Origin of the sequence: Streptomyces sp. V4I8, from assembly GCF_041261225.1 — a bacterium.
Lineage (GTDB): Bacteria > Actinomycetota > Actinomycetes > Streptomycetales > Streptomycetaceae > Streptomyces.
This window is the reverse complement of the sequence record NZ_JBGCCN010000001.1, coordinates 3877028-3895047: the sequence shown is the minus strand read 5'-3', so window position 1 is coordinate 3895047 and position 18020 is coordinate 3877028. Positions and strand designations below refer to the sequence as shown.

At 71.8% G+C, this 18020-nt stretch carries 21 protein-coding genes and 1 pseudogene; 6 read left to right on the top strand and 16 right to left on the bottom strand.

Annotated elements, in window-relative coordinates; translation table 11 throughout:
- Nucleotides 1-13 precede the first annotated feature (13 nt).
- Both ABIE67_RS17670 and ABIE67_RS17665 read left to right on the top strand, forming a co-directional pair.
- Nucleotides 14-697 carry a GNAT family N-acetyltransferase gene (locus ABIE67_RS17670; RefSeq protein WP_370258330.1) on the top strand — a complete coding sequence of 228 codons (684 nt, stop codon included), beginning with the start codon at nucleotides 14-16 and terminating at the stop codon, nucleotides 695-697.
- 174 nt (nucleotides 698-871) lie between these two features.
- A complete protein-coding gene (locus tag ABIE67_RS17665) occupies nucleotides 872-1453 on the top strand; it encodes an RBBP9/YdeN family alpha/beta hydrolase (protein ID WP_370258327.1) in 582 nt (193 codons plus the stop codon).
- Here the strand turns inward: ABIE67_RS17665 and ABIE67_RS17660 are convergent.
- From ABIE67_RS17660 to ABIE67_RS17645, 4 genes are all read right to left on the bottom strand, one after another.
- A complete protein-coding gene (locus tag ABIE67_RS17660; RefSeq protein WP_370258324.1) occupies nucleotides 1434-2672 on the bottom strand; it encodes an MFS transporter in 1239 nt (412 codons plus the stop codon). The genes ABIE67_RS17665 and ABIE67_RS17660 overlap by 20 nt on opposite strands.
- A 158-nt stretch (nucleotides 2673-2830) precedes the next feature.
- Nucleotides 2831-3631, bottom strand: coding sequence for a sugar phosphate isomerase/epimerase family protein (locus ABIE67_RS17655; RefSeq protein ID WP_370258322.1), 801 nt, complete (start codon nucleotides 3629-3631; stop codon nucleotides 2831-2833).
- Nucleotides 3632-3716: 85 nt separating this feature from the next.
- Nucleotides 3717-4649, bottom strand: a complete 933-nt coding sequence (locus ABIE67_RS17650; RefSeq protein WP_370258319.1) for a GNAT family N-acetyltransferase — start codon at nucleotides 4647-4649, stop codon at nucleotides 3717-3719.
- An 87-nt stretch (nucleotides 4650-4736) separates the two neighbouring features.
- The gene (locus tag ABIE67_RS17645; RefSeq protein ID WP_370258315.1) at nucleotides 4737-5333 is read right to left on the bottom strand and encodes a dihydrofolate reductase family protein; all 597 of its coding nucleotides are present in this window, start codon (nucleotides 5331-5333) and stop codon (nucleotides 4737-4739) included.
- 342 nt (nucleotides 5334-5675) lie between these two features.
- On the opposite strand from ABIE67_RS17645, the pseudogene ABIE67_RS17640 reads away from it, so the two are divergent.
- Nucleotides 5676-6474, top strand: a pseudogene (locus ABIE67_RS17640) (DUF4389 domain-containing protein).
- A gap of 334 nt (nucleotides 6475-6808) precedes the next feature.
- Here ABIE67_RS17640 and ABIE67_RS17635 read toward each other — a convergent pair.
- Nucleotides 6809-7855 (bottom strand): LacI family DNA-binding transcriptional regulator, encoded by a 1047-nt coding sequence (locus ABIE67_RS17635; protein ID WP_370258312.1) that lies wholly within the window; start codon nucleotides 7853-7855, stop codon nucleotides 6809-6811.
- A gap of 377 nt (nucleotides 7856-8232) precedes the next feature.
- On the opposite strand from ABIE67_RS17635, the gene ABIE67_RS17630 reads away from it, so the two are divergent.
- Genes ABIE67_RS17630 through ABIE67_RS17620 form a run of 3 tightly spaced genes read left to right on the top strand, consistent with a single transcriptional unit; the run spans nucleotide 8233 to nucleotide 11374 of the window.
- Complete coding sequence (locus ABIE67_RS17630) at nucleotides 8233-9390, top strand: Gfo/Idh/MocA family protein (RefSeq protein WP_370258308.1); 1158 nt, start codon at nucleotides 8233-8235, stop codon at nucleotides 9388-9390.
- Nucleotides 9387-10538 (top strand): dihydrodipicolinate synthase family protein, encoded by a 1152-nt coding sequence (locus tag ABIE67_RS17625; RefSeq protein WP_370258304.1) that lies wholly within the window; start codon nucleotides 9387-9389, stop codon nucleotides 10536-10538. The genes ABIE67_RS17630 and ABIE67_RS17625 overlap by 4 nt, the downstream gene beginning before the upstream one ends.
- Before the next feature lie 38 nt (nucleotides 10539-10576).
- Nucleotides 10577-11374 (top strand): sugar phosphate isomerase/epimerase family protein, encoded by a 798-nt coding sequence (locus tag ABIE67_RS17620; protein WP_370268679.1) that lies wholly within the window; start codon nucleotides 10577-10579, stop codon nucleotides 11372-11374.
- Between the two features lie 83 nt (nucleotides 11375-11457).
- Here the strand turns inward: ABIE67_RS17620 and ABIE67_RS17615 are convergent, their stop codons facing one another.
- The 11 genes from ABIE67_RS17615 to ABIE67_RS17565 all read right to left on the bottom strand — a co-directional run bounded on the left by ABIE67_RS17615 (nucleotide 11458) and on the right by ABIE67_RS17565 (nucleotide 17817).
- The gene (locus tag ABIE67_RS17615) at nucleotides 11458-11859 is read right to left on the bottom strand and encodes a gas vesicle protein K (RefSeq protein ID WP_370258301.1); all 402 of its coding nucleotides are present in this window, start codon (nucleotides 11857-11859) and stop codon (nucleotides 11458-11460) included.
- Nucleotides 11843-12112 carry a gas vesicle protein gene (locus ABIE67_RS17610; RefSeq protein ID WP_370258297.1) on the bottom strand — a complete coding sequence of 90 codons (270 nt, stop codon included), beginning with the start codon at nucleotides 12110-12112 and terminating at the stop codon, nucleotides 11843-11845. The genes ABIE67_RS17615 and ABIE67_RS17610 overlap by 17 nt, the downstream gene beginning before the upstream one ends.
- The gene (locus ABIE67_RS17605; protein ID WP_370258295.1) at nucleotides 12109-12921 is read right to left on the bottom strand and encodes a GvpL/GvpF family gas vesicle protein; all 813 of its coding nucleotides are present in this window, start codon (nucleotides 12919-12921) and stop codon (nucleotides 12109-12111) included. Before ABIE67_RS17605 ends, ABIE67_RS17610 begins: the two co-directional genes overlap by 4 nt.
- A 2-nt stretch (nucleotides 12922-12923) precedes the next feature.
- The gene (locus tag ABIE67_RS17600) at nucleotides 12924-13472 is read right to left on the bottom strand and encodes a gas vesicle protein (protein WP_370258291.1); all 549 of its coding nucleotides are present in this window, start codon (nucleotides 13470-13472) and stop codon (nucleotides 12924-12926) included.
- Between the two features lie 16 nt (nucleotides 13473-13488).
- A complete protein-coding gene (locus tag ABIE67_RS17595; RefSeq protein WP_370258289.1) occupies nucleotides 13489-14757 on the bottom strand; it encodes an SRPBCC family protein in 1269 nt (422 codons plus the stop codon).
- Entirely contained in the window at nucleotides 14750-15415 is a 666-nt protein-coding gene (locus tag ABIE67_RS17590) for an ABC transporter substrate-binding protein (RefSeq protein ID WP_370258287.1), read from the bottom strand. The genes ABIE67_RS17595 and ABIE67_RS17590 overlap by 8 nt, the downstream gene beginning before the upstream one ends.
- A gap of 45 nt (nucleotides 15416-15460) precedes the next feature.
- On the bottom strand, nucleotides 15461-15727 hold the full coding sequence (locus ABIE67_RS17585; RefSeq protein ID WP_370258286.1) for a gas vesicle protein GvpG: 267 nt from the start codon (nucleotides 15725-15727) through the stop codon (nucleotides 15461-15463).
- 29 nt (nucleotides 15728-15756) lie between these two features.
- Complete coding sequence (locus ABIE67_RS17580) at nucleotides 15757-16470, bottom strand: GvpL/GvpF family gas vesicle protein (protein WP_370258284.1); 714 nt, start codon at nucleotides 16468-16470, stop codon at nucleotides 15757-15759.
- Nucleotides 16471-16478: 8 nt separating this feature from the next.
- Complete coding sequence (gene gvpJ, locus ABIE67_RS17575; RefSeq protein ID WP_370268677.1) at nucleotides 16479-16940, bottom strand: gas vesicle protein GvpJ; 462 nt, start codon at nucleotides 16938-16940, stop codon at nucleotides 16479-16481.
- Between the two features lie 52 nt (nucleotides 16941-16992).
- A complete protein-coding gene (locus tag ABIE67_RS17570) occupies nucleotides 16993-17325 on the bottom strand; it encodes a gas vesicle protein (RefSeq protein ID WP_370258282.1) in 333 nt (110 codons plus the stop codon).
- 105 nt (nucleotides 17326-17430) lie between these two features.
- Nucleotides 17431-17817: a hypothetical protein gene (locus ABIE67_RS17565; protein ID WP_370258277.1), complete on the bottom strand. Its 387-nt coding sequence runs from the start codon at nucleotides 17815-17817 to the stop codon at nucleotides 17431-17433.
- Between the last annotated feature and the right edge of the window lie 203 nt (nucleotides 17818-18020).

Sequence of the window (18020 nt, the reverse complement as noted above, 5' to 3'; positions counted from 1 at the left end):
CGGGAGTTGTCGGGTGGGCTTCAAGCTGGTCGGGCCGGTTCTGGAGGGCGCGCTGGTGCGCCTGGAGCCGCTGGAGCATCGGCACGCGGCGGATCTGGCCGTGGCGGCGGAGGAGGAGCGCGACACCTACGCGTTCACCTGGGTGCCGAGGGCCCACGAGGTCGGTGACTACATCGACGCGCAGCTCGCCCGCGCGGCGACGGGGCGGCTGGCGCCGTACGCGCAGGTCTCCGTCGCCTCGGGCCGGGCGGTGGGCGCCACCTCCTACTGGGAGCCGCGCTACTGGCGCTCCGACGACCAACTCGACGCCGTCGAGGTCGGCTTCACCTGGCTCGCCCGTTCGGCCCAGGGCACCGGCGTCAACGCCGAGGCCAAGCTGCTCCTCTTCCGGCACGCCTTCGAGGAGTGGCGCGTGTCCCGGGTCGACCTGAAGACCGACGCCCGCAACGCCCGCTCCCGCGCGGCCATCGAGAGCGTCGGCGCCCGCTTCGAGGGCGTCCTGCGCAACTGGTCCCGTTCCTGGGCACCGGGGGAGGAGGGCCGGTTGCGCGACTCCGCGATCTTCTCCGTCACGGCGGGGGAGTGGCCGCGGTGCCGGGGGCGGCTGGAGGGTCGGGTGGCCGGGTACTCGCCGCGGAGGGCGGCAACCGCTCGGTGCGACGCCGGTCCGGGCATCTCCAGCCCGTCCGGCGTTTGAGGACGAGGCCGCAGGCCGATAGCGGGGGTCCAGGGGGGGCGGCAGCCCCCTGGCGGGGTGGAAGGGGCGGAGCCCCTTCAAGGGATGGGACGGGTAGGGGCGGCGGGGGCGAAAGAACCCCGGACCCACCGCCCCACTGGACCGGCGCGGCGGTGATCGGAAACCATCGGCGCCATGACCGCCTACCTCCTCCTCCACGGCTGGCAGAACCACCGCCCCAAGGACCACTGGCAGCACTGGCTCGCCGACCGCCTCACCGACATCGGCCACCAGGTCGTCTACCCCCAGCTCCCCGACCCCGACGACCCCGAACTGGAGGTCTGGCTCAAGGAGTTGGCACGGCACCTCGACGGGCTCGAAGCGCGGGCGGAGCGAGTCGTCGTCGCGCACAGCCTGTCCGCCGTGCTGTGGCTGCACGCCGTCGCCCGCGGGACACCGGGGCTCGACGCCGTGGACCGGGTACTGCTGGTCGCCCCACCGTCCGGCGCCGTACTCGTACGCCACCCCGAGGTCGCCGAATTCGCCCCACCGCCCCTGGAGTTCACGCTCCCCGGCCCCACCCGCCTGGTCGCCGGTGACGACGACCCGTACTGCGAGGAGGGCGCCGACACCGTCTACGGCACCCCGCTCGCCCTCCCGACCGACATCCTCCCCGGCGCCGCCCACCTCGACCTGGACGCCGGGTACGGGCCGTGGCCCGCCGTGCTGGCCTGGTGTCTCGACCCCACCGCGCCGCTCATGGCCCGTCCGGGGTGAGCTTGCCCTCCCGTAGTTCCGGCGTGGAGGAGCCCACGTAGGCCACCGCCAGCACACACAGCAGGCCGCCCGTGACCAGGGCGGTCGCGCCGGAGGACCAGCCGGCGACCAGGCCGCCGCGCAGGTTGCCGAGATGGGGGCCCGCCTGGCCGACGATCTGTTCGGCGGCCGTCACCCGGCCGAGCAGGGCGTCGGGGGTGCGGGTCTGGACGATCGTGCTGCGCGACACGACCGAGAGTGCGTCGGCGGCACCCGCCACCACCAGCAGGCCGAGCCCCACCCATGGGCTGGTCGTCAGGCCGAACAGGGCGAGGGCCGTGCCCCAGGTGCCCGCTCCGCACAGCATCACCAGGCCGGGGCGGCCCAGGCGGGTGACCGAGCCGGAGAAGGCCGTCGCCGTCACGCCGCCGACGGCGACGGCCGACAGGAACAGGCCGAGGGTGCGCGGGTTGTCGCCGAAGCGTTCGGCGTTGACCAGAGGGAAGAGGCTGACCGGCATGGAGAGGATCGTGGCGGCGAGGTCGGTGACGAGCGCGCCGCGCACCACCCGGTGGCCGGTCAGGAAGCGCAGGCCGTCCAGGACGCCGTGCAGCCCGGCCCGCGACGGCTCGCCCTCGGGCGGCAGCGCGGGCAGGCCGAAGGCGCCGTAGAAGGCGAGGCCGAAGCTCAGCGCGTCCAGCAGATAACAGACGCCGATGCCGAACCAGCCGAGGAACAGCCCGCCCAGCGCCGGGCCGAGCAGCATCATCGCCTGGGCGGTGACGTGGTTGAGGGCCAGCCCGGCCGCCACCTGCTCCTTGGGCAGCAGCCGCGGCACGAACACGCCCGCCGCCGGACCGCCGACCGCGCCGAAGCAGGAGCCGGCCGCGACCAGGGCCAGAATCCCGGCCACCGGCACCTGCCCCGTGAAGCCCTGCACCGCGAGCAGCAGCACACAGACCGCCTGCCCGACGGTGGCCACCAGGAAGATCCGCCGCCGGTCCCCTCGGTCCACCCACGACCCGGCGAACAGGCCCACACACACCATGGGCAACGCCTGCGCCAGACCGACCGCACCGCTCCAGACCGCGCTGTGCGTCAGGTCCCAGACCTGGTACATGACGGTCACCATGGTCATGAAGCTGCCGAGCACGGAGATCGTCCGCCCGATCAGCAGCCGCCGGAAGACGGGGGAGGTACGCAGCGGCCGCACGTCCAGGAAGGTACGGGCGAGGCTCATGAGGGCATGGCGGGGCGTGGCGTGGGCTCGGGCACGAGGGGGGACGCTATACGCCGGCGCCCGCGCCGGGCCACCGAATTACGGGCCACATCATGGGCGCCATCGCGGACGCCGGGCCCAGCCCGACTCGACCCGATGGCCGACGCGGGGTCCCGGGCCTAGGCCGACTCGTTCAGCAGCCGCGAAAGATGCTCGCGGCCCCCGTCCAGCAGTCCCTCGAGCGGGGCCGCCTCCTCGTACCACCGCTTCTCGTACTCCCAGCACAGCCAGCCGTCCCAGCCGTGCCGGGAGAGGACCTCCACGCACTCGGCGAGCGGCAGCACCCCGGCGCCGAGGGGCAGCGGGGTCGTGTCGGCGGCGGAGGCGATGTCCTTGACCTGGACGTAGCCGAGGTACGGGGAGAGGGCCGCGTAGCTCTCCGAGGGCTGCTCGCCGCCCAGCCAGGTGTGCATGACGTCCCACAGGGAGCCGACGTGGCGGTGGCCGACCAGGCCGAGGACGCGGATCGCGTCGGCGGCGGTGCGGTGCGAGTCGTGGGTCTCCAGCAGGATCCGTACGCCCATGTCGGCGGCGTACTCCGCGGCCGTGCCCAGCCGCCGCGCGGCGATCGCGTCCGCCGCCTGCCGGCTCTGCTCGGGGTGGGCGCCGGGGAAGACGCGGACGAAGCCGGTGCCGAGGTCGTGGGCGAGGTCGACGAGCCGGCGGACCTCCTCGATCACGGGCCCGTCGTCACCCGGCGCGGCGACCCGGGCGTATCCGGCGAGGCCCAGGAGTTCGATGCCGGAGGCCTTGAACTCGGCCGCCACGTCCGCCCGTTCACCCGGACCGAGACCCGGGTGCACCGGCTCCTCCGGGTGCGCGCGCAACTCGACTCCGTGATATCCGTGCGCGGTCGCCAGCCGCAGCACGTCGGAGAGGGGGAGACCGGGGACGCCGAGGGTGGAGAACGCCAGTTTCATGTTCCCCACCTTGCCAGGGAACCGCGCGGACGCGCATCCGCCCCCACGATCGCGAGGCCGGGCGTCACTCCGGCGTGCCATGCGGTCACTCCGGCGTGCCGTGCAGATCCAGACGCCAGTCCTGGCCGTTCAGGTCCTTGCCGAAGGAGCGGTGCGGCTTCTCGGCGGCGAGGACGAAGCCGTGCCGCTGGTAGACGCGGCGGGCGGCGGCCAGGATGTCGTTGGTCCACAGCACGAGGTCGCGGTAGCCGACCTCGCGGGCGAAGCCGACGACCGCCGAGACGAGCCGGTCGCCGATGCCGAGCCCGCGAGCGTCGGGCTCGACCAGCAGCAGCCGCAGCCGGGCCGTGGCGGGGGCCTCGTCCCGTACGACCATCACGCAGCCCACCGGCCGCCCGTCCAGCTCGGCGATCCACACCCGCTCCAGATGCGGATCGTGATCCTCCGCGAAGTCCGCGACGATCCTCGCCACCAGCCCCTCGTAGTCGGCGTTGAAGCCGTACTCGGCGGCGTACAGCGCGGCGTTGCGCTGCACGATCCAGCCGAGGTCGCCGGGGCCGGGCTCGCGCAGCAGGACGTCCTCGCGCCGGGGCGGGCGGCCGTGGGACAGGATCGTGCGGACGGTCGTCATCGCCTCGGCGAGGCGCGGGCGTTCGGCGGCCGGCACGGTGGACAGCAGCGAGCCGACCGACTCGGTCGCCCGCTCCTCCAGCAGCTTGCCGGTCTCCCGGCCGCGCGCGGTGAGCGTGACGCGCCGGCGCCGGGGATCCTCCCGCGAGGCCGTGCGCTCGATGAGCCCGTCCTGCTCGAACTTGTTCAGGATCCGGCTCAAGTAACCGGCGTCCAGGGAGAGTTCGGCCCGCAGATCGGCCGCGTCCGTGCGCGGGGAGTGCGCGAGCTCGTACAGGACGCGGGACTCGGTGAGGGTGTACGGGGCGTAGAGGTGGCGGCTGTAGTCGAGGGCGCCGATGACGTTCGTGTAGAAGCGGTTGAAGGCGCGGATGTCCTGAACGGTCATGATCGTCGACCCCCGGTGGTTGCCTCGGATAGTTGACTCAGTCAGAGATACCGTCGGGTCGAGCCTAGGACACCCGCGCCCCCGCGGCTAGCCCTCGGCGGCGGGCCGGTAGACGCACACCTGGGCGCCGGTCTTCGCGGCGGTGGTGGAGACGAGTTCGAGCGGGCGCTTCCCCCCGTCCTGCGGGAAGATCGACTTGCCGCCGCCGAGCAGCACCGGCATCACGATGAGCTGGAGTTCGTCGACCAGCCCCTCCTGGATGAGGGTCCGCACGAGGGTGGGACTGCCCATCATCGCCAGGTCGCCGCCCTCCGTCGCCCGCAGCTCCCGCACCCGGGCGACGGCCTCGGCGCCGGGAATGAGGCTGGTGTTGTTCCAGGTCAGGTCGGCTTCGGCGAGGGTGCCGGAGACGACGTACTTCTTGATCGAGTTCATCCGGTCGGCGAAAGGGTCCCCGGCCCGCTCCGGCCACGCCCCGGCCATGGTCTGCCAGGTGCGCCGCCCGAACAGCAGCGCCTCGGCCTTCCGCATCCCCGCGTCGAAGGCCCCACCGAGAACCTCCGCGTCGAAGTACGGATGCGACCAGCCACCGTGCGCGAAGCCGCCGTCGGTGTCCTCCTGGGGGCCGCCGGGGGCCTGGACGACGCCGTCGAGGCTGATGAACTCGGTGATCGCGATGCGCATGGGATTCACTCCTGTGGTCCGGTCCGGTCCGGTCCGGTCTGGTCCGGTCAGGTCAGGTCAGGTCAGGTCAGGTCGGGCTCGGGCGAGCCGGTCTTTACGGCATGGAGACCGGGGTGGGGCCCGGAACTCATCGGTGGGCCGAGTCAAGATGCGGAACGAGGCATTCGGCAGAGGCCGGGGCGGCCGGGCCCTCCGGGGAACTGAGCCCCTGCCTGCCTGCCTGCCTGCCCGCCCGCCGGACGGGGCGGGCACCCCGTTCGGGCCTGCGCAGGGCGCGGGGGCGGCTGTGTCGCTGCAGCATGGTCGTGTCAGGCAGCATCACCGGCACGACTGGGAGTCCTCATGGCGACGGGCTGGGATCCTCGGGCCGCTACCGATCCCGCGGGCGGTGAGTGGCTGCCCGTCCTGGACATCCCCGCTGCCGCTCCGCAGCGGCGCTGGACCGTCCTGCTGCGCTGGCTGCTGCTCCTGCCGCAGTTCGTGGTGGTCTGCCTGCTCTCCGTCGCGGCGTTCTTCGTGACCATCGTCGGATGGTTCGCCGCCCTGTTCACGGGACGGCTGCCCGACGCGATCTTCCGCTTCCTCGGCTCGGTCCTCGCCTACCGGACGCGGGTCGGCGCGAGCTCGATGCTCCTCGGTCGACCGCTATCCGCCGTTCTCCTTCTCGGCTCCCGACCATCCCGTGCAGATCGAACTGCGCGCCACGCCGCTGAACCGGCTCGCGGTGTTCTTCCGCCTGATCCTGCTGATCCCGGCGGGGATCATCAACAACCTCGCCCAGGCGGGCTGGTTCGCGATCGGCTGGGTCTTCTGGCTCATCGGAATCGTGCTGGGGCGGCTGCCCGCGCCGGTCTTCGCCGCCACGGCCGCCGTCGCCCGCTACCAGATGCGCTTCACCGCCTACGTCACGATGCTGACCCCCGCCTACCCCAAACGGTTGTTCGGCGACGAGCCGACCCCGCCGGAAGCGGTCCGCTCCGGCACCCGGCCGCTGCTCCTGGACACCACGGCCAAGGTCCTCGTCGTCCTCTTCCTGCTGCTCGGCCTGGCCGGCCATGTCGTCAGCAGCAGCGTGGACTACGACGACAACGGCCAGGAAGGCTACGACGTGACGGCCCCGGCCGCGGTGCCCGCACGCTGAGGGTGCCCCGGCCTTCGTGACGGGTGTCGTTTCGCTCTACGCCGTGACAAGGCGTGAGAAGGCGGCTGCCGCTCAGCGGCGGGGAGCGGCGCACGAGTCGGGGACGCGGCCCGGCCGGGCCGTCCCGCCGGAGGAACAGCCGTAGCCTTACGGCTCCCTCGTCCTCCTGCGTGATGATCCGGTCGCGGACGAGGCGCATGGCAACTGCCGGGTGAACCGGGCGTGTGGCCGAAGGCGAACGTCATCGCGGCACGCCGGGCACCGTGTCATCGTCCTCGACGAGACGGGCTACCCGGCCCCAGGCACGCCTCAAGACCCCCGAGCCCCCGCAGCCCTACTCCCGAGGCCCCCCGGAAGATCCCCGAACCATCAGCTCCCCCCGAATCGTCGCGATCCCCCCGGGCGGCGGCTCCTCCCGCGCCATCGCGATCCGCCCGGCCCGCGCACCCGCCTCCGACAACGGCAGCCTCACCGTCGTAAGCGAAGGCACCGCGTCGATGCTGAACGGAAGGTCGTCGAACCCCGCCACCGACACGTCGTCCGGAATCCGCAACCCCGAATCCCGCAGCGCCGCACACGCCCCCAGCGCGACGGAGTCGTTCGCCGCGACCACGGCCGTCAGTGACGGATCCCGGCGCAACAGCTCCAGCGTCGCCTCGTAGCCCGATTGCCGGTCATAGCGGCCGTAGACCGTCCAGCGCGGATCCTCCTCGATCCCGTGCGCCTCCAGCGCCGCCCGGTGGCCCTCCAGCCGGTGCCGGGTCGTCGTCCGCTCCTCCGGGCCGGCGATGTAGCCGAGGCGCCGATGGCCGAGGCCGATCAGGTGCTCGGTCAGTTCCCGCCCGCCGCCGCGGTTGTCGAAGGTCAGGGCGATCGCGCCGGTGTCCGGTGCCGGCGGGCGGCCGCAGAGCACGACCCGGGTTCCGGCGTCCGCCAGCTTGCGCAGCTTGGACGCGACCGCCGCCGCGTGCGGCGCGTCCTCGACGGCGCCGCCGGTCAGGATGACCGCGGCCGCCCGCTGCCGCTGGAGCAGGGTCAGATAGGTCAGCTCACGCTCCGCGGAGCCCCCTGTGTTGCAGACCACAGCCAGCCGCTCACCGCCGGCCCGGCCGCCCGGGCCGCCGATCTCCGACTGGATCGCGCTCGCCATGATCCCGAAGAAGGGGTCGGCGATGTCGTTGACCAGGATGCCCACCAGATCGGACGTGGCCGCGGCCAGCGCGCTCGCGGGACCGTTCAGCACGTAGTCCAGCTCGTCCACCGCCCGCAGCACCCGCTCCCGGGTGGAAGCGGCTACGGGGTAGTTCCCGTTCAGCACGCGCGACACCGTCGCGGGGGAGACCTGGGCGCGGGCCGCCACGTCCGCCAGGGTCACCGTCATCTCGTCGTCCTCCGGTCGCGCATCTCGTCGTACCACTTCGTACTGCTCATGGACAGGCCTGCGTACTGCTCACGACAGGTCTGCGTACTGCCCCACAGACAGGTCCGCGTACCGCTCACAGACAGGCCTGCGTCCTCGTAGACAGGCCGTCGGCGGCCACGGTTCCGTGTATGTCGAGCAGACCTTACGGCCAAGAACCCCCGTTGTTCGTCCCCTCGAACAACTCAACCCGGTCACGGTCTTGTCCGGACCCCTGGTCAGAGGCTAGCTTCTTATCGCATAGAAAGCGCTTGCTGTGACGCTCAACAGGGGTAGGGGCGTACGCGGCACGCAGAACCGCGTACGACGCTGCGTACGACGCCTACGAAGGGAATGACGTGACACGCAAGACGGTGCGTATCGCCATGAACGGTGTGACGGGGCGCATGGGCTACCGCCAGCACCTGGTCCGCTCCATCCTGGCCCTACGCGATCAGGGCGGCCTCGACCTCGGCGACGGCACCGTGCTGTGGCCGGAGCCGATCCTGGTCGGCCGCCGCGAGCACGCCCTCAAGGCACTCGCCGAGCAGCACGGCCTGGACCCGGCCGGCATCTCGACCGACGTGGACGCCGTCCTGGCCGACCCGACCGTCGAGATCTACTTCGACGCCCAGGTCACCTCCGCCCGCGAGGAGGCGCTCAAGAAGGCGATCGCGGCGGGCAAGCACATCTACACCGAGAAGCCCACCGCCACCGGCCTGGAGGGCGCCCTGGAGCTGGCCCGCCTGGCGAACGACGCCGGCATCAAGCACGGCGTCGTCCAGGACAAGCTCTTCCTCCCCGGTCTGCTGAAGCTCAAGCGCCTCATCGACGGCGGCTTCTTCGGCCGGATCCTCTCCATCCGCGGCGAGTTCGGCTACTGGGTCTTCGAGGGCGACTGGCAGACCGCCCAGCGCCCGTCCTGGAACTACCGCGCGGAGGACGGTGGTGGCATCGTTGTCGACATGTTCCCGCACTGGGAGTACGTGCTCCACGAGCTCTTCGGGCGGGTCAAGTCCGTGCAGGCCATCGCCACCACCCACGTCCCGCAGCGCTGGGACGAGAACGACAAGCCCTACGACGCCACGGCCGACGACGCCGCGTACGGCATCTTCGAGCTCGACGGCGGCGCCATCGCCCAGATCAACTCCTCCTGGGCCGTGCGCGTCAACCGCGACGAGCTGGTCGAGTTCCAGGTCGACGGCACGGAGGGCTCCGCGGTCGCGGGCCTGCGCAACTGCCGGGTCCAGCACCGCTCCCTCACCCCCAAGCCGGTCTGGAACCCGGACATCCCGGCCACCTACTCCTTCCGCGACCAGTGGCAGGAAGTCCCGGACAACGCCGAGTTCGACAACGGCTTCAAGGCCCAGTGGGAGCTGTTCCTCAAGCACGTCTACGCCGACGCCCCCTACCACTGGGACCTGCTGGCCGGCGCCCGCGGCGTCCAGCTCGCCGAGCTGGGCCTGAAGTCCTCGGCAGAGGGCCGCCGTCTCGACGTTCCGGAGGTCTCGCTGTGACCATCCGACTGCCCGACTTCAAGGGCGGCCTGCGGGCGTACGAACCGCGCGCCGAGCCCCTCGCCCTCACCCCGGGCGCGCCCCTCACCTCCCGTACGGTCTTCTCGGCGGCGCACGTCGTCGCCGACCCGTACGCCGACGTGTCGCCCGACTCGCCCGCCGCCGTCGACTGGGACGCCACCCTCGCCTTCCGCCGCCACCTGTGGTCGCACGGGCTGGGTGTCGCCGAGGCCATGGACACCGCCCAGCGCGGCATGGGCCTGGACTGGGCGGGCGCTGCCGAGCTGATCCGCCGCAGCGCCGCCGAGGCGAAGTCGGTCGGCGGCCGCATCGCCTGCGGGGTGGGCACCGACCAGATCGCCGGCGGGTCTCTCGCGGAGGTCCGTGCGGCCTACGAGGAGCAGCTCGCCGTCGTCGAGGAGACCGGTGCGCAGGCCATCCTGATGGCGTCCCGGGCGCTGGCCGCCGCGGCTTCCGGGCCCGAGGACTACCTGGAGGTCTACGGCCATCTGCTCCGCCAGTCCGCCGAGCCGGTGGTCCTGCACTGGCTGGGCCCGATGTTCGACCCGGCACTGGAGGGCTACTGGGGGTCCAGCGACCTCGACGCGGCGACCGACACCTTCCTGGAGGTCATCGCCGCCCACCCCGACAAGGTCGACGGCATCAAGGTCTCCCTGCTGGACGCCCAGCGGGAGATCGACATCCGCCGGCGCCTCCCGCAGGGCGTGCGCTGCTACACCGGTGACGACTTCAACTACCCCGAGCTGATCGCGGGCGACGAGCAGGGCTTCAGCCACGCCCTGCTCGGCATCTTCGACCCGCTGGGCCCGCTGGCGGCCGAAGCGGTGCGGGTGCTGGACACGGGGAACGTCTCCGGCTTCCGCGAACTCCTCGACCCCACCGTCGAGTTGTCCCGCCACCTCTTCCAGACGCCCACCCGTTTCTACAAGACGGGCGTGGTCTTCCTGGCCTGGCTGGCCGGCCACCAGTCCCACTTCACCATGGTCGGCGGCCTCCAGTCGGCCCGCTCCCTCCCGCACTTCGCCCGCGCCTACGAACTCGCCGACGGCCTCGGCCTGTTCCCGGACCCGAAGCTGGCGGAGGAGCGGATGAAGAACCTGCTGTCCCTGTACGGAGTGGCCCAGTGAGCGCCGAGAAGGACCTGTCCCGCTTCTCCATCAACCAGATGACGGTGAAGCAGCTGAGCCTGCCCGAACTGGTCGAGGAATGCGGCCGGTTGGGCGTGGTGAACGTCGGCCTGTGGCGCGAGCCCGTCCAGGCGTACGGCCTGGAGGCGACGGCCAAGCTGGTCCGCGACGCCGGCCTGACCGTCACCACCCTGTGCCGCGGCGGCTTCCTCACCGCGATCGACCCGGACGAGCGGGCCAAGGCCCTCGACGACAACCGGCGCGCGGTCGACGAGGCGGCGACGCTGGGCACGGACACACTGGTGCTGGTCTCCGGCGGCCTCCCGGCCGGCTCGAAGGACCTGCACGCCGCCCGGGAGCGGATCGCGGACGCGCTGGCGGTGCTCGGCCCGTATGCGGAGGACCACGGGGTGAAGCTCGCGATCGAGCCGCTCCACCCGATGTTCGCCTCGGACCGCTGCGTGGTCTCCACCCTCGCCCAGGCCCTCGACCTCGCCGAGCGCTTCCCCGCCCGGCAGGTCGGCGTCACGGTCGACACGTACCACATCTGGTGGGACGACAACGCGCCCGCTCAGATCGCCCGCGCGGGCGCGGGCGGCCGTATCCACACCTTCCAACTCGCCGACTGGATCACCCCGTTGCCCGAGGGCGTCCTCAACGGCCGCGGTCAGATCGGGGACGGCTCGATCGACATGCGGGAGTGGCTCGGCTACGTGGAGGCGGCGGGCTACACCGGCGCCGTCGAGGTGGAGCTGTTCAACGACCACCTGTGGGCGCGCGACGGCCGCGAGCTGCTCGCGGAGACGGCCGCGCGGTTCGTGGAGCACGCGGGCTAGCGCGGGCAGAGGGTGCGACGGGACACCGACGGCATGCGGGCCGTCGGCGTCCCGTTCGCCGCCGGGCCTCCGCCTCCGGCGCGTCACGGCGGCGGGAGCAGGGTGCCCAGGGGCCCCAGGTCGAGATTGAGGTCCTCCAGGGTGAGCCCGTAACGGTCGCACAGTTCGGTCATCCGGTCGTGCAGGAGCATCAGGGTCAGACCGAGGCGTTCCTCCTGCTCCTCGGTCAGGTTGCCCTCGTCGACGCGGTGCAGGGCCTGCCGCTCCATCAGCTGGCGCAGCAGCTCGACGATGGTGAGGACCAGCCTGACCAGGTCGCGCTCCACGGTGTCGGGGTCGGTGTGCAGCCGGCGTGCCGCGGACCGGCCCGCGGTCGGCGGGGCCATGTCGTCCGGCTGGGCGGGCAGCAGCGAGAACGCGCGGTGCGCGGCCTCCGCGACCTCGCGCAGCCGGTCGGGGGGCGGGCGGTCAGCGGGGCTCGTCACCGTGGCCGCCGTAGTCGTGTCCCGTGGGCGTCCGCTCCGGCAGGACGGGCCCCCACTGCTCCTCCATCTGCTCGCGGACGGCGATCACGACCGCGCGCAGCGAGATCCGCACGAGGTCGATGTCGGCGACCGACAGGACGAGATCGCCGGTGATCACCACGCCACCGCTCAGCAGCCGGTCGAGCAGGTCGATCAGCGCCACCTGGGTTCCGGCGAGCGGACGGTCGTCGTCGTACGCCTCGTGGTCCGTCACGGCTGTCGCGCCTCTTCGAGTGGTGCCGTGAAGGAGTACGGCGCCCAGGGGCCGGTGACCTCCACGCGGACGCCGGGCAGGCCGTCGGCGGCGTGCCGCATCCGGTCGCGGAACTCCTCCGCCAGGCGGCGCGGGACGAGGTAGGCGTCGTTGGCGACGTTCTCGCCGGGGAGCTGGGCCAGGGTCCCCTGCTGGGGGCGGTGCCGGGCGCGTTCAACCGCGAGCCCGCGCGCCTGCTCCTCCGTCCGCCGTACGGCCTCCTCGGCGGCCCGCCGCGTGTCCGCGCGTGCCTGGCTGTGCTGCCTGCGGCGGCGCAAGTACGCGCGGCCGGCGTCCGACTGGGCCGGCTGGGCCGGCTGGACCGGCGGGGCGGGTTCGGCCGGGGCGGCGATCTCGGCGTAGACCTTCACGCCCCACTCCACGTGGTCGTCGAACCGGTCCAGCAGTGAGGTGAAGGCCTCCTGCCGCTCGCCCAGCATCCGCTCGATCCGGCTGTCGTCGAGGTACACCGTGGCCAGCCGCAGCGGGAGGACGGTCGTGCGGGCGGCCAGCGTCTCGATGACCAGGTTGTGGGCGCGGGCCGTCGACTCCAGCCAGTCGAGATCCTCCAGCCGCGCCCGCAAGGCCCCCTCCGAGAACTCCTCCCCGGGCACCGCGCTCACCGCGGCGGCCACCGCGCCCGAGCGGACCAGGGTGACGGGCGCGCCCGCCACACCGCGGACGTCGGCGAGCGCCGTCTGCGCCCGCTGTGCCGCGGGTCCGGACGATCTGACCACGGCGTAGGCGTAGCTCAGCCGTTGCCCGTTCACGGCTATCGGTCCCCGTCCCGGTCCCGGACCCTGTCCCGGTCCTCGGCGTCGTCCTTCCTGCGCCGGGGGCGGCGTGGTTCGGCGTCGGAATCCCGGTCCCGGTCCGCCTCACGGGGCCGGCGTCGACCGCCGGAGCCGCGTTCGGTCAACTCGCCCGCGGCCTCGGCCCTTTCGGACTTCTCGACCTTCCGGCGCAGCTCCTCGACCTCGGCGCGCAGTTGCTCGTTCTGCTCCTTGAGGTTGTTCTGCCGGCCGGCGCGGGAGGACAGCGCGGGGTCGTGCTCCCACCAGTCGATGCCGATCTCCTTGGCCTTGTCGACCGAGGCCACCAGGAGACGGAGCTTGATGGTGAGCAGCTCGATGTCGAGCAGGTTGATCTTGATGTCGCCGACGATGACGATGCCCTTGTCGAGCACGCGTTCAAGGATGTCGGCGAGGGTCGCGCCGGATGACTCGCCGTACGGGGACATCGCCCGGGACGGCGTGGAGCGGGTAGGGACGGGCTCGGTCACGGTGTACTCGACCTCGTTTCCCGGAGCACCGACAGTCACCCACGTTCATCCGCGGTCAGCCACGGCGCCGGCGCGTCGGGCGGGGTTCCTCGTCGGTGTCGTCGTAGCGGTCGTCAGGCTCCCGGTCTTCGTTCTCGTCCTCCTCCTCCGACTCGTCCTCGTCGTCCTCGTCGACTTCGTCGTCCTCCTCGGCGGTGGCCTCCCCGTCGTCCTCGTCTTCCTCGGCGGTGGCGGCCTCGTCGTCCTCCTCGGTCTCCTCGTCGTCGTACCGGCCCTCGGGCTGCTCGTCCTCTTCCGGCTCCTCGTCCTCCTCGTCCTCCTCGTCGTACTCGTCCTCGGGCTCCTCCTGCTCGGCCCGGCCCTCCTCGTCCTCCTCGTCCTCCTCGTCCTCCTCGGCCCGGCCCTCCTCCTGCTCGGCCTTCTCGGCTTCCTCGGCCTCCTCGTGCTCCCGGACCACCTCGCCCTCGCGGATCTCCCCGCGCCAGCCGCCGGTGGCCTCCCCGCGCATCATCACGAAGGTGCGGAAGAGCTTCAGATCGAGCCGGGCGCGGCGCCCCTGCGCACGCCACCAGCTCCCGAGCCGCTCGAAGGGACCCTGGGGGAAGTACCGCAGGACCAGCAGCACTTTGGTGAGGTTGTCGGTGATCGGGTGGAAGGTGACGACGCCCTGGGTGCTGCCCTTGTCCCCGCTGGACGTCCAGGCGATGCGCTCGTCGGGCACCTGTTCCGTGATGGTGCTCCGCCAGCGCCGGTTGGACTTGGCGACCTTCGCATGCCACTTGGCCGTGGTGTCGTCCTGCTGCTCGACGCCGACCACGCCCTTGGCGAACCGGTCGAACTCCTGGAACTGCGTCCACTGGTCGTACGCCTCGCGCACGGGCACACCCACGTCGATGTCCTCGATGATGGTGATCCCTTTGCCCAGGCTGTCCGGGTCGTGGCCCGGGTTCTTGTCGCGGCTCTGCCCCGGCAGATGCCCGGCGGCATCCTTGGCCTTGTCCACCACCGCGTCCTTGGCGTGCGAAGCCGTGTCCTTCGCGTGGGAGGCGGTCGCCCCCATGCCCGACGGCAGGTGCTCGCCGAGCTTCTTGCCGCCCTTGGCCACCGCGCCGGCCAGCCCGCGCGGGCCGATGTGGGCCTCGCCCACCCGGCGCGCGCCCTCGCCGATCCGGTCGCCCATGCCCTCCAGCGCATGCTGGAGCCGGGCCTGGACGTAGCTCTCCAGCTCTTCCTTCAGCCGGTCCGCGCCCGGCACCGCGGCGCCGGCCTTGGCCAGGGTTCCAGTGCCGCCCGAGTCGCTTCCCGTCGGCTTGCGCTCAGCCATCGTCCTGCCTCCTCGAGCGCGCGGTGCCGCCGCTGCGCGAGCGGCTCTGTGAGGCGGCGGTCTTCCGCTTGCGGGGCCGCTTCTCCTCCTGCTCCGAGTCCTGCTTCGCGTCCTGCCCCGACTTGCCGTGCTGCGCCTTGGCGCGTCCTCCACTCCGAGGTGCCTTTCGGGGCGCCTTGGCCTTCTCCTCGCGCGGCTCTTCGTCCGGTTCGGTCTCGTCCTCGTCCTCGGGCTCGGTCTCGTCCTCGTCCTCAGGTTTGCCCTCGTCCTCGTCCTCGTCCTCGGGCTGGATCTCGTCCTCGTCCTCGGGCCCGGTCTCGTCCTCGGCGTCCTCATCCCGGCCCGTGTCCCGCTCGCCCGGCTCCTCGGCCTCCCCCCGCAGTCCGGCTGTGCGCTGGTGCAGGGTCTCGGCCAGGTGGTCGGCCTTCGAGCTCAGGACGGTGGTCGCCGCCGCCTTTCCCACGCCCGTCAGCTCGGAGCGCACCTGGTCGGTGAGGGTGTGCACGAAGGGGGACTCCTGGAGGGCCTTGCCGACCTGCCCGGGCTTGATCCGCGATCCGGCGAGCAGCGCGCCGAGGCTGATGGCGAGCTTCGCCTTCTTGGTCCGCCCCAGCAGGTAGCCGCCCAGCAGAGCTGTGCCGATCTTGGCGTTGTCCATGACCTGTCTTCTTTCCTCACCCGAGCAGCAGCTGGCGACCACGCGTCACAGACCGGGCTGTCCGCCCTGTTGTCGCAGCTGGTAGGCCCTGATCTCCTCCAGGCGGTGCAGCAGGGCCTCCTCCTGCCGTGCGAACTCCTCGTCGTCGATCTGGCCCGCTTCCCGAGCCCGCTCCAGGTTCACGAGCGCCTCCTGTACGGGAGCCGGGTCGTAGTACTCGTCCTCGGCGGTGCGGACCACCTTGTCGAGCACCCAGCTGATGCCCCGGGCGGGAGCGAACGGCAGCGTCAGAATCCCGGTGATCAGTCCCACAGCGCCTCCTCTCCCACAGGACCCGAACCTCAGACGAAGCTGTACGCCGGCAGGGGGCCACGCAGCCGCAAGTCCACGCCCTCGCCGTACCGTTCGGCCAGCTCCGAGCAGGTCCGGCCGAATTCCTCGAACCGGTCCTCCGCCACGAGGAAGGACGCACTCACGAAGTACTGTTTCGACGGCGGCGAGACCTTCTCGGCCGCGGCGAGCGGCCGCAACGCGTCGAGGACCTCGGCGGCGAGAGCCTCCTCGCGGCCTTGCACCTCCTGGGCCACCAACTGGCCCAGCGCCAGCCGGTCCTCGTACGTCCCGCCGCCCTCACGGGTCCGCTCGCGCAGCTCACGGGCCTGTGCGCTCTGTTCGAGGACGGCACGCAGCACCGTGTCCTCGTCGAGGACGCCCTTGACGTTGAACTCCGCCCGCCCGGTGAGCTCGTCCAGACGCTGTGCGAACAGCTCGGCCCGTTCGTCCAGGACGGCCCGTACGGCCTCCTCGTCCGTGGCGACGAACCCGAAGCTCAGCGGCAGGGCAGGGCCTTCGGCCCACACCCGCTCCTGGACCTCCTGATGCGCATGCAGGTCCCGGTGGCCCACCGAGAGGTCGTCCGGGCTCTCGCTGACGACCGCGCACAGGGAGCCGCTGCGCACCACACGCACCTCACCGGGCGGCTCGCCCACGCCCGTGGCGCCGTCCAGGTCCAGCGGATGCGAGTCCCTGGTGATCGCGTACACATACACGGACATGGGCTCGCTCACTCCTCCCGGTCCCGTGTGGAGCGGCGTGCCGAGCCGCGTTCGGTGCGCTCGCGCCGTTTCTCGCGCGCCGGCGTGCGCTCACGCTCTTCTTCCTCGTCACCGCCGCCCTTGAAGGACTCGGAGATCGCCTCGACCGCGCCCGACAGTGCCCCCTTGCTCTTGCCGTGGGCGCCGCTCTCGACGGACCCCTCGACGATGTCGGTCAGCTGCGCGGGCGCCTTGCGGCCCGACTCCAGATCCAGTCGGTTGCACGCCTCGGCGAAGCGCAGATACGTGTCGACGCTGGCGACGACCACCCGCGCGTCGATCTTCACCAGCTCGATGCCGACGAGTGACACCCGTACGAACGCGTCGATGACCAGTCCCCGGTCGAGGACGAGTTCCAGCACGTCGTAAAGAGTTCCCGAACCGCCGCCTCCGGCGGCGGGAGCCCCACCACCATTGCCCTGTGGCACCACAGTCACGGTGATTTCCCTTCCGGCCCGACTTCCCGGCGAAAGGGCGAGCGACCTATCGGCCGTCCCTCCTGTCCACCTGCGCGCGCGTGTAGCGACGCCCGCGCTCGTACGCCAGCAGCTTCCCCTCCGGGTCCAGAACCACTTGGTAACTGGCCATCACGCTCGACGTTTGGGGAATGCGTTCCAACTCCAAGACCTCGACGTAGGCTTCCCAGCCCTGGTCCGTCGGTTTCAGCGAGGAAACCGACTCGGGAGCCCTCCCCAGCAGCTCACCGAGCTGCTCGATCGCGTACCGCATGGCTTCGGCGGCGGACACCCGCGCTCCGGCGGGCTTCTGCCGTGATTCGGAACGAGCCTTGCGCGGCTCACGATCACTCGTGATCATTCACCCTCTCGGTGTACCCCTCAATCATCGGACTCACACGGCGCCCATGCCACTCGGCTCAGTGCGCGGCCCAGCGGACCCCGCAACCACCGCTTCCCGGGATCCTTACTTCCCGGCCGCCCGTTTCGTGAGCACCGCCAGCTCCACCGGAATCACCATCTCCACCACCCGGGACACGGCACCCGCCGGCAGCCCCGTCCTGCGGGCCACCGCGTCCGCGACCGGCTTGGCCTCCTCGGCCAGCCGCCCGGCCATGAGGCCGCCGGTCGCGAAGCCGCCCAGAGTGGCCACGCCGGTGAGCGGGGCATCATGCGGCGTCGCCACGGTCTCCGCCTCGCCGGACAGCGCCGCCACCGTCGTACCGACCATCTGCCGCGCCCCTGCCTCGTCCGTTTCCAGCAGCTCCGCGATGTCGCCGATCCGGTCGTCGCCGAGCTCGTCGAGCACGTCGTCCTGGAGGGAGGTGAGGGGGTTTTCGTCTAGCTCCTGCATGTCTGAAACGCTACGTCTGTCCTGATTCCAGAGCACGCCGAAGGGGCGTCGAAGTCGCGTCGAAGAGGCGTCCAAAAAAATCCGCGGAGACCGTACAACCCTTCCCCCACCTCGCCGGTCGTACTTGGCATCAGGACTCTTGGAGGGGGATCTGGGGGGATCGCGGGGGTTCTGATGGGGAGGGGAAACCCCGAGGGGCTCGG

Coding starts and splice junctions, on each gene's coding strand:
- ABIE67_RS17660 (WP_370258324.1), bottom strand. CDS start 2,672: ATGAGCCTCGCCCGTACCTTCCTGGACGTGCGGCCGCTGCGTACCTCC.
- ABIE67_RS17570 (WP_370258282.1), bottom strand. CDS start 17,325: ATGATCACGAGTGATCGTGAGCCGCGCAAGGCTCGTTCCGAATCACGG.
- ABIE67_RS17650 (WP_370258319.1), bottom strand. CDS start 4,649: ATGACCGTTCAGGACATCCGCGCCTTCAACCGCTTCTACACGAACGTC.
- ABIE67_RS17655 (WP_370258322.1), bottom strand. CDS start 3,631: ATGAAACTGGCGTTCTCCACCCTCGGCGTCCCCGGTCTCCCCCTCTCC.
- ABIE67_RS17645 (WP_370258315.1), bottom strand. CDS start 5,333: ATGCGCATCGCGATCACCGAGTTCATCAGCCTCGACGGCGTCGTCCAG.
- ABIE67_RS17565 (WP_370258277.1), bottom strand. CDS start 17,817: ATGCAGGAGCTAGACGAAAACCCCCTCACCTCCCTCCAGGACGACGTG.
- ABIE67_RS17580 (WP_370258284.1), bottom strand. CDS start 16,470: ATGTCCGTGTATGTGTACGCGATCACCAGGGACTCGCATCCGCTGGAC.
- ABIE67_RS17590 (WP_370258287.1), bottom strand. CDS start 15,415: ATGGACAACGCCAAGATCGGCACAGCTCTGCTGGGCGGCTACCTGCTG.
- ABIE67_RS17620 (WP_370268679.1), top strand. CDS start 10,577: ATGACGGTGAAGCAGCTGAGCCTGCCCGAACTGGTCGAGGAATGCGGC.
- ABIE67_RS17595 (WP_370258289.1), bottom strand. CDS start 14,757: ATGGCTGAGCGCAAGCCGACGGGAAGCGACTCGGGCGGCACTGGAACC.
- ABIE67_RS17665 (WP_370258327.1), top strand. CDS start 872: ATGACCGCCTACCTCCTCCTCCACGGCTGGCAGAACCACCGCCCCAAG.
- ABIE67_RS17635 (WP_370258312.1), bottom strand. CDS start 7,855: ATGACGGTGACCCTGGCGGACGTGGCGGCCCGCGCCCAGGTCTCCCCC.